Raw genomic sequence first — 12,761 nt, forward strand, 5'->3', positions numbered from 1 at the left:
TTCAGGGTATCCACCCCGGAGTCCACCAGCCAAGTATCTGTTTTGTTGTGCTATTTCAGGGTTTCCGGGTGGACTCCACGACGGGTGGACTCCCAAAAAAATCGCTCTGACGCTAGCGATATGCCGCGCTGCGCCCCCCCGTATACGTTTTCGGCCGGAAAGGAACCGGAAAACAATGGCTTAGGGGGTGGACCCCCGCTGGATTCCGGTTCGGACTCTGGGGTCCACCACGGTATCCACCCGGAGATCGATTGCAGTGGCAGTCTTCTGCACGCGTCACTCCCGAGTATATCCAATAGATAGCCTCCAGAGCCGTGTGATGGAATCCCTTCCGGTGTCTCTCTGAAAATTTTTCTCACATTATGATTTTCCTTGACAGATTGTTGGCGTTTTCAATCACGAAGCGCTTCGAACGTTTGGACGATGGCACGCGTGCCCAGAGCCGCCAGGTGATCAGCGCGATGCCATACTGCCAATGACGGTTGGCCGCCGGACGGCTGAGGCCCACCTCCCAGCAGACCTTCTTCCACTGCACATGGTTGGCTCGCAGCCAGACGATCCGTGCGTCGTCCTTCTCGAGCCAGCGCAGCCAGAGCATGGCCTCCTCCGCCTCGGTGATTTGGCGTGGGCCTGGCCGGGGACGACGCATCTGCGGCTCCTGACCAACCTTGTCCGCGAAGCTGTAGAAATAATCAGGCCAAGCGTTGACGAAGCCCTGTGGCCTCACACTGGGCAAGGCGCGGAAGACGTCGGCGGCGCTCTCCAGCCGATCCTCCACCTGTGTGGTTGTCCAGTCAGCGGCCATTGCGCACCTCCCATACCGCAGGAAGTTTGCCGTAAAGCCTCTCGCCAAGCTGTCGGACGAGTTCCCGCTCTGGCCAGGTCAGCCGATGATCGTCGAGCGAGACCGCCAGCATTTGTTGCTCCTGCCAGCCGTCGCGTTTGACCTGCTCGGGGCTACGGCGCTGGCCGCCGCAGCCCTTTGGGGTGAACCGCATGCCCATCACGCCAGCCCTCCCTGCGTTTCAAGGGCCCAGAACAGAATGGCGATGGCATCGGCCTCGTTGTCGTCGGCGGGGCTGAAACCCCGCGCACGGGCCGCCGTGATCATCGCCTCCTTTGGCGCATTGCCCTTGCCGGTGGCGTGGCGCTTAATCGTGCCGACTGGGACGCCCTGATAGGGCACACCCCGCAGCTCGGCCCATGCTGTCAGCGTGGCCATCAAGCCACCGTAGACGTGGGCTGCGTCAGTGCCGGTGTGGCGCCGGACCTCTTCGAACCAAATTGACCCTATCGGTCCAGACAGACGGTCCAGCTCACCCAGCCAGTTGGTGAAGCGCAGGTAGCGCATGCCGCCGCCGTCGAAACGGCCGGGGCGGAAGCTGGCGGTACCGCTGGTGATCAGCCCGTCGTAGCTGCGCCGCGCCCAGCCGGTGGCGGTGCCGAGGTCGAGGGCAAGGATTGTACGGGCCGTTTGCGGCGGCAGTGGCGATTCAGGTCTTGCGCCTCGGATCGTGGCGCGTTGAGTTAGGTCAGCCATGGGTGGTCTCCTTTTTGGGTGCATTGCTCGGGTGGAAGACGACGGCGATCATGTTCTTGGCGGAGCGGGTCGCCGTCGTCGGATTGGGGTTAAGATTTTTTACTGCTGCCATGCTTGCGTATGTATTTGGACGCGCGCTTGCGAGCCGCTAAGGCAACAGCCTTGCCAGGTGCGTGGTGTTGAGGGCAGCGACGGTTCAGTGTCCACGATCGCAGACCGCTCCAGCACTCGAACGGCCCACCACATTCTGCGCAGTGACTTTGCCAAAGGATGATCGGGACGATTTGCCCATCGCGGCGTTTGTACAGGTCGGAGCCAACCGCGACGTAGCGCTGCCCCTCATGCATCAGCACGGTTCCCGGCAACGGCAACACGCGGAAATTGATCTTTTGAACGACCCGCGCAAACTTGGCTTCAGAGGAACGCTTTCCACAATCGACAACAGCCTTGGGCAACCCGGTCGCGCGAATACTATCGTTGTGTGAGGGGGCAGGACGGCGTCCGCCCCCCTCATACTTAGTATAGGGGTTTCTAATCTTCCTCATCCTAACGACGCAAGTATCTGTTTTCATTTCAGTTTATCCCATTTTTGATGACAAAGGGGCATGATGGAGACCCTCGTCATCCTCATCAGCAAGTTGTTGATTTCATTGACTTCATGACCGCGGCATGAGGATGACAAAGGCCTTTGTCATATGACAAAGTCATTCATCCACCCCCTTCGGAAAGACCCAGACAGCAGGGTTTTCGACCTCCCTGGCACGGCCGGAATGGGGGCATTTGAAGTGGCTAGGAAGGACGATCTGGCCCTCGGCCAGCACCTCACCCGTGTCAGGATCGACCACCGGGTCACGACCAAAACACATGCCTTCAACGCAGAGATAGCCAAAGTGCGATTGGGTGGCGGAGAAGCCATGTTCGACCAGATCACGACGAAATTTCACGAAGCCCTTGGTCGCCAGGACATTCAGCCGATCCCGAATGGTAAACTGGCTGCCAAGGCCATGCTTGTTCTCAAAAGCAGCACCAAGTTGCGTCGACGTGTAGAGACGGCCTTCGACGGCTTCTTCGTAAAGCAGGCTCAGGATCACGTCGTGTTTCCGATCCCGCTCCGCGTCTTGCCGGGCCCCCGTCTCGGCTCTCACCAGCCGCTCGTTCATGGCGTTGATCTCGACCCATTCCCCGTTGACCTTGTCGATCAGCTTCGGCGCCAAGGCAGGCCCATTACGCAGCTCAATCTCCAGTTTGCGCTGGGGACTTTCCTCGTCGGGACGGTGCAGGATCAGGCCAGAAGTATAGAAGCCACGCAGCGCACTCGCCCCGGAGAGCGCCAGAAAGGGATCGTCTTTGACCTGCTGCTTGCTGAGTTTTTTCGTGTGATGCGCAAGGATCACGCCGCACTCGGGGTTGATGTGGTCTCGCAGAACTTCGACCCGGTCCTTCAGAAAGAACATCATCGCACCGTTGTCGTTTTCGCCGCCGCCGTCGGGTCCGCCGTCAAAGATGTTGCGAATTGGATCGATGCAGATGATGTCGACCGGATCGGTCGGGAAGGCCCGCCGAATGGCCTCGGCCACGCGCATGCTGCCTTCGGTGTCTAGCAGCATCTTCAGCTTCGGTGTCGCGACCAGGTTGTCGCGCGCGCCAGCCAAAACCCTTTGCGGCAGCGAAATCTGCTTCATCCGTTCGCGCAGATAATGATACTGGATTTCTGCCTGCAGGTAGAACACGCGCAGGGGACGCGGCGGTGTGAAGTCGAGAAACGGCACGCCAGCGGCCATATGCACGAGCCAGGAGACCAGCAGGTCGCTCTTGCCCACCTTGGGTGCCCCGCCCAGCACCAGAAGCCCACCGGGCGTCAGCACGCGCGGAGCGATGATATCAGCGGGCATCGGACTCTGGTCGTCCAGCAGTGCACCGAGCGTGAAGGCTGGCATATCATTGGGCACAGGGGCCGCGCTATCGAGACGGATCAGCGGGGGCCCGTGCTTCTCGACATGGATGGCCCAGAGCCGCTCGGACTCGCGCTTGAGCCGCTCCACTGGCCACTGGGGCCGCAGCATGGCCGCGTTGTAGCCGCAGATCGCCGTCCACCCCTCGTCCCTCGAGAGGCGCCCGTCATGGACCATGCGGATGAAGTATCCGATCGCCGCACTGGCGCCCTCAAAGCGTGACCAGTCGTCCTGCCCGCCTTCGCGAACGGGGGTGACCAAGACCTCGTCGGAGCGGGGCTTGTCCAGAGCCGTGAAATCCGGCTGCAACGACACCCCCGGCGCGGGCGGCATGTCTGCGACGGTATCGATGAATTCGCCCAAATCGCGTTCCAGCGCAGGGTTCATTTCCACGATCCGAACTTGGGTCTTGAGGTTGTTCTTGTAATAGACCGAGCCTGCCACCCGGATCGGCTGGTGGGCCGAGCGGAAGTGCATGTCACCGCCGACCTTGGCGGCGATGTCACCACGCAGACGGCACACCCGGCGAATGTCATCGCCCTCGGCGGGCTCGCTGAGTTTCCACCAGACATGGGCCTTGCGCTGCCCCTCGGGCGTCACGCCGCCACTCTCAACGACCATGGTAGGCAGGCCGAGGTGGCGTTCAAGATGGGCGCGTTTGGCGGCAATATCGCCGGTGTCGATATCCACGACCACGGTCTGCATCTGCAGGACTTCTGCGGCCTTGGCCTGGCCGGGGGCAGCGACTGTACCGGGGATGACGTAGACCGCCGCCCCTTCACGCCAGGCCCATGTTGCGAACGTCGTCATCTTATCGCCGGTGGCGGCATTGGCCTCGATCCAGATGTTATGCGGGCGGCCATCGATGCCTTGGCCCTTGTCGATAAAACTGCGCACCGGGATCAGCCCGTCGCAGTAGCCGAAGACCACCCCCATGAATTGGGCGATTTGCACGGGGTCCGGCTCGTCTCCGAAGACATCCACCTGCGAGACCGCATCGTTGAAATCCCGCCATGGGTTGAAATGGATCAGGTTTTCTTTGGGCTGGTCGATGGGCGGCGGCGTGTCGGACGGCGCGTGGTGATCGTCGTGATCATTACTCATTTTGGATCCCTCAAATTGATCTTGTGAACGGGGCGGGTCTTTGGGTGTGTCGCTCATGCGGGCATCCCCCAGCAGCGCTCCGCCCATGGGCAGAAGCGGCATTCAAAGAAATCGCGATTTTGGGCCACACGCGGCAGCAGCTCGCCCGCGTCCGTGGCCTGTAGGATCCGCACACCGCGATCCGACATCCGCTGCGCCAGATCCGCGTCGAACGGCACCAGCTCGTGGTGCATTTCGGCGGTGTCCTTGTTGATTGCGGTGAACAGCGCTGGCGCGGCGCTAATGCCAGGCACAGTCGCCTCCATGTACGCCTGATAGACAGCGATCTGCGCGGCGTAGACCGGCTTGGACTTGGTGACGCCATCCTTGACGCAGAGCCGCCAATTCTTGGCGTTCATCGTCTTGCATTCCCAGAGTGCGGGAATGGCCAACCCCAAGCCTTCGGGGCCTGCGGCGATGATGCCATCGACATGGCCACGGATGCGCCCGCCAGCGATGGAGAAGCCGAACTGGCCACCATCGGGGCGATTGCCCTTCCGCGTGTAAAGATCGAAGCCCGCGCCGCGCAGCCATGCCACCGCCAGATCCTCAAGGACATGGCCTATGGCGAAGATGCGCAGCAGCTGGCCGCTGAAATCCTGGCCCTCGTCCTTGGGGGCATGGGTGAACTCGAACTGCAGCGCGCGTTCGCAGGCATGGCCGAGCCGCGAGCCGCCGAGATAGTCGCGCGGAGTGCGTGCAGCATTGTCAGCAGTCAGGGTTGCGTCGACGGCGGCGTTCACCTTGTCGGCAAAGCTGGGCCTGTGATTATAGTCTAACATCAGAAGGGGATCTCCGTATCCTTGGTGATCAGAGCCATTTCAGCGCGAAATGCTGCGACCATTGTCACCATCAGCTGTTGCATGTCGTGCTGGGTGAGCTGACCCAACTGCCGGTTCCAGCCGATGCGCTCCATCTCGGGGGCGAGCGCGCGCATGACGGCGGGCAGCACTCGCGTTTCCTCTTCGGTGAAATCGACCATGTTCAATCCTTTTTGGGCTTTGAGGGTAAAGGCCGCCTGGCAGCCCATGGAGCAAAACCAGCGGCGGGTTCGGTGAGCCGGATCAGAAAACGGTCCGGGGGACCGTTTCCCCGGCGAACGGCGCGGCTGGTGGGGATCGAACCAGCCAAACCCCTGTGTGGGAGATGTGCAAACGGCGCAAAGCAGAGGACGCGGGTGCCAGAGGCGATCTGGACCCGGCCGATCCGGAGCCACCGGGGGCGGGGACGCGATTTGCGCGACATGGCTCATGCGGCCCTCCGCTGGTCGGGGCCGGAGGTCATGACGAGGTGGCGGATCGCCCGTTTGTTGAAGGTAAACGTCATCAGCGCCGAAGCATGATAGCGCGTCAGGCCATAATCCTGCCGATAGGCGGGCGGCAGGTATTGCAGCTGCTTGTCCGTGGCGGCCTGTTTCAGCCAGCCACGCGTTTTGAACGCACTTTCATCGGTCTCGACCTCGTTGAGCCAATCATCGGCCTGCGCAAGGCAGACGGTCCGCTCACCAATGCCCAGCAGGCGGGGATTTTGGCCCTTTGCGCCACCGACCGCATGCCAGCGCCCTTCCAGAAAGAAGATGCCGCCCCAGGCGTTGAACCCGTTGGCCATTAGCGCGTCATCGGCCCCAAACAGGTCGATCCAAGCAAAGCTGGACCGCTTCAAAAGGTCGATCTCGGTCATGATGAAGCCGGTCAACTCGGCGCGGCCCGTCGCCTCAGCCACGCCGTCCTCGTCAGCGCCAAGAACCTCGCCGCAGAGCGGGCATTCAAAGCAGGCCAGTGGAATGTCGGCGCAACAGGCAGGGCAGACCTTGGTTGGGGCGTCGCCAGTCTCGGTCTTGCCGTCAAGATCGACATCCTGCTCAAGCGTGCCGTGGATCAGGCTCGAGGTGCCGAAATCCAGCACAACGCAGTCGGTCTTGATGACGCCGGGGTGTTCCTCCGGATCGATGGTGCGCAGCCCGCGCCCGACCATCTGAATCATGGTGGATTTGTAGGATGAGGGGCGCAGCAGCACGACGCAGGAGGTCGGCGGGTGATCCCAGCCTTCAGTCAAAACCGAAACGTTGACGATGACGCGAATTTCTCCGGCGGCATATGCTGCCAGAACCTGACGGCGATCCTCGCTTGGCAGATCACTGTAGCGCGTCAACCAGCATGTCCGTGACCGTCAACCACGTTGGCCGGTTTTAGGCCGCTGGGTTGGCGTATCTGGAATTGTTTTTCGCTCAGCCTTCTCCTTTGTCTGCGGATTTCGCGGAGAATGGGCGCTGATTTCGCGCGATCGTGGGCACGCGTTTCGCGCCATTCTGGGCAGTCATTTCACGGGATCGTGGGCAGGCTGGCCGACGCTTTCATGGAGTCAGGCTTGAACGATTTGGTCAAGCTTTTTTGTGACGGCGGAGCGCCTGCGCAGGCTTTCACCTGAGAGGGTGAGGCGGTGTGCGTTGTGAACGAGGCGGTCGAGGATGGCATCTGCGAGCGTTGGGTCGCCGATGGCTTCGTGCCACTGGTCAACGGGGAGTTGGCTTGTGACGATGGTGGAAGCGCGGCCGTGGCGGTCTTCGAGGATTTCCAGCAGGTCACGGCGCTCCGGGGCGGTGAGGACGGCGAGGCCCCAATCGTCAATGATCAGCACATCCATGCGGGCGATGGTTTTGAGGATGCGTTCATGGCGGCCATCGCCACGGGCCAGAGCAAGGGCCTCGAACATGCGCGGCGCACGTTGATAGAGGACGGGCCGCCCATCCCGGCACGCCTTGTGGCCAAGGGCGCAGGCGATCCAGCTTTTGCCCAAACCGGTCGGCCCGGTTATCAGCAGGTTCTCGTGCCGGGCGATCCAGCCGCCATCGGCAAGATGCGCCATGACACTGCGGTCAAGACCACGTGGGCTGCGCAGGTCCAGATCCTCGACGCTGGCATCTTGGCGCAGAGCCGCAAACTTGAGCCGGGAGGCCAGTTTCTTGGTGTCGCGCTCTGCAGCCTCGCGGTCGACCAGCAGGCCGAGACGCTCTTCGAACGAGAGGGCGTCGAAGGCGGTTGACCTGCGTTGTTCTTCGAGCGCCGATGCAATGCCGGTCAGGCCGAGCGCCAACAGTCGGTCGTGGGTGGGATGGGTCAGCATTTTAGTCCTTTCTCAATGGTAATAGCTGCCGCCACGAATGTTGGCGTGCTGGAGGGGGGCGACCTCTTCGGAGCCTTCCAGGAAGGCGCGATCGAGGCCGGTCTTGAGGATCGAACGAATGGAGGTGACGGTGCGGGCCCGGATGGTCACACCCCGCTGGCAGGCCGCATCAACGCGCTCCGGCCCATAGGTTTTGACCAAGGCCAGCACACCCAGGCAGGTGCGGAACCCCTGTTCAGGATGGGGGCGGTCAGCCATCACCATCTCGCAAAAGGCGGCGACGGCGGGGCCGGTCTTGGTTGCCTGCGCCAGCATTCTGGCCGGGGTCCATTCGGCAAAGCGACGATGGGCCGATGGCATATGGTCGGCCACGGTGACATGGCTGCGCCGCCCCGGGGTGCGCACGTGGCTCGCAACCCTCTGACCACGATGGAATATCTCGACCGTCTGGCCGCTTGTGCGAACATCGACCTCTTGTTTGATCAGCGCGAAGGGCACGGAATACCATGAGCTGTCGACCTCAACGTGATAGTCGGGTGCCACGCGGGCGCGCTTCCAGCGGGCGAAGACATAAGGTTCGGGCGGTAGGGGCTGAAGATTGGGCCGATCCAAAGTGGCAAACAGATCGGCGCGGCTGGCGCCATAGCCGCGCATCACGCGCATGTTCAACTCGTCCAGCAGCCGCCGGATCGCCACGTTCAACTCGGCCAATGAGAAGAACCGGTGGTTCCGCAGCCGCGCCAGAATCCAGCGTTGTGCCACTTGGACAGCCACTTCCACCTTCGCCTTGTCCCGGGGTTTGCGCGGCCGGGCGGGCAGAACGGCGGTGCCATAATGCGCCGCCATCTCGGCATAGGTCCGGTTCAGCCCCGGATCAAACCGGTCTGCCTTGATCACGGCGGACTTCAGATTGTCCGGAACCACCGCCTTTGGCACGCCGCCCAGAAAGGCGAACATCCGGATATGCGCGAGGATCCAATCTTCCAACCCCTCCGATGCCACCGCCTCGGCATAGGTGTGATTCGATGCCCCCATTGCCGCCACGAACAGCTTCATGGCCCGCGCTTCGCCGGTCGTGGGGTCGATCACGTCGATGGTGTCGCCGGCAAAGTCAACGAACACCTTCTCGCCGCCCACATGTGTCTGGCGCATCGTCGGGCGCACCCGACCCTTCCAAGCCTCGTAATGCGTGCAAAACCAAGTATAGGCAAAACCCCCGGGGTGCGCGGCACGGTATTCTTCCCAGAGCAGCATCCGCGTCACCCCAGGGCGGCGCAACTCGCGGTCAATCTCCGCCCAGTCGGGCACAAGCCGCTCCGCGTCCGGCACCGTGGGCGGGGCTGGAAACAAAAGAAGTTCAAGGCTGTCGTCATCGATCCCCTCCGGCAAGGGCCACGTGAGCCCGGCATGACGCGCCCGTTGGGTGTAGCTTCCGACGCTCCCCTTGCTCAGACCGAGGGAAGCGGCAATGGACCGCTCGCTCAGGCCTTGCCCAAGCTTCAATCGCAAAACATCTCGTATCCGGCGCATGTTCAATCGTCCTGTCGGCATCAAGCCACCCCTTCATTCCTGAAGGCGCAACTATCCTCAATTTGCCGACCAGACCTGCCCGCGATCCCGCGAAATCAGTGCCCAGCTTCACGCGAAATGACTGCCCATGATCCCGTGAAATCGATGCCCACCATCAAGCGAAACACGCACCTTTGTCCTTGTTGTCGGCGATGGTTGTCGTTGGCGGTCTGCTCAGCGCCTCTTTGTTGGAGGCGGCCGCGCGCTGGCGGAAGCTTTCGGCATTCATCTCCAGGATCGCTGCGTGATGAACCAGCCGGTCGATGGCGGCGACGGTCATCGCCTTGTCCGGGAAGATCTGGTCCCAGCCGCTGAAGGGCTGGTTGGCGGCGATGGCGATGCTGCGGCATTCGTAGCGCCGGGCGATCAGCTCGAAGAGCACGCCTGTCTCGGCCTGATCCTTGTGGGCGTAGGTGATGTCGTCGAGGATGATCAGGTCGAACTTGTCGAGCTTGGCGAGCGCGGCTTCGAGCACCAGATCGCGGCGGGCGGCCTGAAGTCGCTGCACCAGATCGCTGGTCCGGGTATAGAACACGCGGTGTCCCCGCTCGATCAGGGCATGGCCTATCGCGCAGAGAATGTGCGTTTTGCCCGTGCCGGAATTGCCGATGGCGATCAGATTGCCGCCACCCTCCAGCCAGTCGCCGGCCGCCAAGGCCTCGATCCGGGCGCGCGGCAGGGTTGGCAGCGCCTTGAAGTCGAAGGTCGCCAGCGTCTTGCCAGCCGGTAGCTGTGCCTCGTTCATGTGGCGCTGAATGCGGCGCATGTCGCGCTCGGCCAGTTCGTATTCCGCGAGGACGGCCAGAAAGCGGGCAGCGGGCCAGCCTTCGGCATCGGCGCGGGTGGCGATGTCGGCCCAAAGCTTGTGGAAGCTGGGCAGGCGCAGCGCGGTCAGCATGCCTGGCAGCGTGTGGATGTCGATCTCGCGGGAGGTCATGCGCAGGCTCCCAGAAGGGCATCGAAGCTGTCGAGCGAGGGATGGGCGACGGTGACATCTGTCGGCAGCGCCGTTTGCTTCGGGCTCAGGCGGAGCATCAGCAGGTCAGGGTCCGGCACCCGGCCGGCGTCGAGATCGTCCGTCAGGAGATGTGCCAGTTCCGCCTCGCAGGCCCGGTCGTGGGCGATGAACAGCAGGTCGACCATGCGGCGGCAGGCGTCGCGGCGGGGCAGATCACGCTGCAGCACCTTCCAGGCCTCAGCGTATTCGGTTCGCGGGAACAGGCTGTCGCGGTAGATCGAACTCCACAGGGCTTGCGGTTTGCGCCGCAGCGCGTGGATGACGTGATGGTAGTTGATGACATGCACGCGATGGCCGTCGCCGCGACCACGCGCCCTTGTATGGCTGACGACCAGGGTGCTGCCGAGAAAGGCCTCAAGGCGATCGTCGTAAAGGTGGACCCGCAAGCGCTGCCCGATCAGCTGCGACGGGGCGCTGTAGAAGATGCTCTTGACCAGAAAGCCGCTGGTGCGGGTGACCGGAACCACGGTCTCTGTAAAGTCGGTGGTGCGCCGGGACGGCAGGGGCTTCAGATGCGCCTGTTCCGCCTGAACCGCGATCGCCCGCTGCCGGTTGCGCCGTGCCACCAGAATGTCGACGAAGCGCCGGTAGTCCTCGATGCTGGCGAAGTCGCGGCTGCCGCGCAGGATCAGCGCCTGTTCGATGGCCTTCTTCAGGTGCCGGTTCTGGGATTCCACCGCGCCGTTCTCGTGAGCCTCGCCGCGGTTGTTGCGACTGGCCTCCATGCCGTAATGGCCGACGAAGGCATTGTAGCGCGTGGTGATATCCTGGCGCTGGTCAGCCGTCAGGTTGCGGAAAGCGGCCGAGAGGCTGTCGGTGCGATGCTCCTGTGGTGCCCGCCGAGCGACCAGAGCGCCTGCTGCAGGTTCTCGGCCAGGGCCGTGAAGCTCTCCCCGCCCAGGACCACCCCGACATGCTCCCACCGGCTGTAGACCATGACGAAGTGGTAGAGCAGATGCGGGAATAGCTGGCCCGCGATCGTCACCTCCAGCTCCTCGGCATGGGTGAAGTCCGACTGGGCCATGCGGCCCGGCTCCGGCGTCTGGCGGAAGATGATGTCGCGCTCGGGTCCGTTCAGCGCCCGCCACTGCCGCACCCGCCGTTCCAGGGTGCGCCGGATGCGGTCATCGGGGAAGGCCAGCGGATGCAGGCCCTGAAGGTGGCGCAGCAGGGTGACGGCCTGCAAGGCGCTGTCCCTCTCCAGCAAGGGAAGGATGTCGCCCTCCCAAAAGCCTTCGAGGGGATCGGCCACCGTGCGCCCGTGAACGATCTTGCGGTTCGAGGGCAGCGTCGGGTTGGCATCGAACCGTCGGGCCGTGCGCTCGCTGAACCCGGCGCGGGCGGCCGACGTGCGCTGACTGTGATATCGGAGGTCGGACATGTATAATCTCAATTGCTGGTCGTTGATGGGTTTGTAGGCCAACCCGGATCCTCCGTTTGACGGCAGAGGAACCCGGCTTACCAACCCGCAGCGACCAGCACCTTCCCCGAAATCAATCAGGCCGGTGGGGCTGCCCTCCAGACGGGCATGCCCGTCTTCCGTTCAGCCCCACCGGCCAAGGTGGTTGTCGGCACCGGCCAAGATGGTTGTCGCGCAACAGATCACCATGAATCAGCCCGGCAGGCACGTCTGCGGCGTTGAAGGCCGCCGTGACATGGGCGGCGTGGGCGACGGTAGAACAGAACACAACCGTCTGCCGGTCACCCGCTTTCTCCTTCCAGTGGCGGATAACCTCGTCGGTGACCGGCGCGCGGTCCATGATCGACGCGACCTCTGCCATGTCGAAGTCAGCCAGCGACTTGCGCACAGTGCGCAACTTGTCCTGCACACCGACATCGATCACGAAAGTCCGCGGTGGCACCAGATGGCCCGAGGCGATCAACTCGCCCAGACGCACCTGATCAGCGACATTATCGAAAACCTCGCGCAGGCCCGTTTTGTCGCCGCGGTTCGGGGTTGCTGTGACGCCAAAGATCCGAGCGTCAGGATTGGCATTGCGGACATGGTCGATGATGCGGAGATAGCTTGCCGCCACCGCATGATGCGCCTCATCAATCACCAGCAGATCAAGCTGTGGCATGGCCGCGAGATTGCCGATCCGGGCCAGCGTCGGCACCATGGCGAAGGTCACCTGACCGGCCCACGCTTTGGCACTGGCATCGACCACCGACGTGGTGAGGCCCGGATTGACCCGGGCAAACTTGTCCCGGTTCTGATCGGTCAGCTCGTCGCGGTGGGCCAGCACGCAAGCCTTGGCGGCGCTGTCGCCGATCAACTCACCCGTGACCGCCGACAGCATTATTGTTTTACCCGCGCCGGTGGGCGCGATGCCCAGCGTGTTGCCATGAGCGCCAAGCGCAGCAAGGCTGCGATCGACAAAGAGTTTCTGACGAGGGCGAAGGCGCATTGCTCTGC

11 protein-coding genes and 1 pseudogene are annotated in these 12,761 nt (G+C 62.9%); all 12 read right to left on the reverse strand.

Features of this window, described 5'->3' with window-relative positions:
• Nucleotides 1-355: 355 nt before the first annotated feature.
• On the reverse strand, nt 356-805 hold the full coding sequence (locus RNZ50_02030; protein ID MDT8853829.1) for a DUF6362 family protein: 450 nt from the start codon (nt 803-805) through the stop codon (nt 356-358).
• Nucleotides 795-998, reverse strand: a complete 204-nt coding sequence (locus RNZ50_02035; GenBank protein MDT8853830.1) for a hypothetical protein — start codon at nt 996-998, stop codon at nt 795-797. Before RNZ50_02035 ends, RNZ50_02030 begins: the two co-directional genes overlap by 11 nt.
• Nucleotides 999-1,003: 5 nt before the next feature.
• Entirely contained in the window at nt 1,004-1,540 is a 537-nt protein-coding gene (locus RNZ50_02040; protein ID MDT8853831.1) for a hypothetical protein, read from the reverse strand.
• A gap of 704 nt (nt 1,541-2,244) precedes the next feature.
• On the reverse strand, nt 2,245-4,653 hold the full coding sequence (locus RNZ50_02045; protein ID MDT8853832.1) for an AAA family ATPase: 2,409 nt from the start codon (nt 4,651-4,653) through the stop codon (nt 2,245-2,247).
• Complete coding sequence (locus tag RNZ50_02050) at nt 4,650-5,378, reverse strand: hypothetical protein (protein MDT8853833.1); 729 nt, start codon at nt 5,376-5,378, stop codon at nt 4,650-4,652. The genes RNZ50_02045 and RNZ50_02050 overlap by 4 nt, the downstream gene beginning before the upstream one ends.
• Nucleotides 5,379-5,416: 38 nt before the next feature.
• Complete coding sequence (locus RNZ50_02055) at nt 5,417-5,617, reverse strand: DUF6511 domain-containing protein (protein MDT8853834.1); 201 nt, start codon at nt 5,615-5,617, stop codon at nt 5,417-5,419.
• Between the two features lie 266 nt (nt 5,618-5,883).
• Entirely contained in the window at nt 5,884-6,786 is a 903-nt protein-coding gene (locus RNZ50_02060; GenBank protein MDT8853835.1) for a helicase-related protein, read from the reverse strand.
• Between the two features lie 210 nt (nt 6,787-6,996).
• A complete protein-coding gene (gene istB, locus RNZ50_02065; GenBank protein ID MDT8853836.1) occupies nt 6,997-7,758 on the reverse strand; it encodes an IS21-like element helper ATPase IstB in 762 nt (253 codons plus the stop codon).
• Between the two features lie 12 nt (nt 7,759-7,770).
• Nucleotides 7,771-9,309: an IS21 family transposase gene (istA, locus tag RNZ50_02070; GenBank protein ID MDT8853837.1), complete on the reverse strand. Its 1,539-nt coding sequence runs from the start codon at nt 9,307-9,309 to the stop codon at nt 7,771-7,773.
• Nucleotides 9,310-9,442: 133 nt separating this feature from the next.
• Nucleotides 9,443-10,264, reverse strand: coding sequence for an IS21-like element helper ATPase IstB (gene istB / locus RNZ50_02075; GenBank protein MDT8853838.1), 822 nt, complete (start codon nt 10,262-10,264; stop codon nt 9,443-9,445).
• A pseudogene (istA, locus tag RNZ50_02080) lies at nt 10,261-11,738 on the reverse strand (IS21 family transposase). Before istA (RNZ50_02080) ends, istB (RNZ50_02075) begins: the two are co-directional and overlap by 4 nt.
• Nucleotides 11,739-11,838: 100 nt before the next feature.
• Nucleotides 11,839-12,753, reverse strand: a complete 915-nt coding sequence (locus tag RNZ50_02085) for a DEAD/DEAH box helicase family protein (GenBank protein MDT8853839.1) — start codon at nt 12,751-12,753, stop codon at nt 11,839-11,841.
• Between the last annotated feature and the right edge of the window lie 8 nt (nt 12,754-12,761).

This window comes from Paracoccaceae bacterium Fryx2, from assembly GCA_032334235.1.
Lineage (GTDB): Bacteria > Pseudomonadota > Alphaproteobacteria > Rhodobacterales > Rhodobacteraceae > JAVSGI01.

Coding starts and splice junctions, on each gene's coding strand:
- RNZ50_02030 (MDT8853829.1), bottom strand. CDS start 805: ATGGCCGCTGACTGGACAACCACACAGGTGGAGGATCGGCTGGAGAGC.
- RNZ50_02035 (MDT8853830.1), bottom strand. CDS start 998: ATGCGGTTCACCCCAAAGGGCTGCGGCGGCCAGCGCCGTAGCCCCGAG.
- RNZ50_02040 (MDT8853831.1), bottom strand. CDS start 1,540: ATGGCTGACCTAACTCAACGCGCCACGATCCGAGGCGCAAGACCTGAA.
- RNZ50_02045 (MDT8853832.1), bottom strand. CDS start 4,653: ATGAGCGACACACCCAAAGACCCGCCCCGTTCACAAGATCAATTTGAG.
- RNZ50_02055 (MDT8853834.1), bottom strand. CDS start 5,617: ATGGTCGATTTCACCGAAGAGGAAACGCGAGTGCTGCCCGCCGTCATG.
- istB (MDT8853836.1), bottom strand. CDS start 7,758: ATGCTGACCCATCCCACCCACGACCGACTGTTGGCGCTCGGCCTGACC.
- istA (MDT8853837.1), bottom strand. CDS start 9,309: ATGCCGACAGGACGATTGAACATGCGCCGGATACGAGATGTTTTGCGA.
- istB (MDT8853838.1), bottom strand. CDS start 10,264: ATGACCTCCCGCGAGATCGACATCCACACGCTGCCAGGCATGCTGACC.
- RNZ50_02085 (MDT8853839.1), bottom strand. CDS start 12,753: ATGCGCCTTCGCCCTCGTCAGAAACTCTTTGTCGATCGCAGCCTTGCT.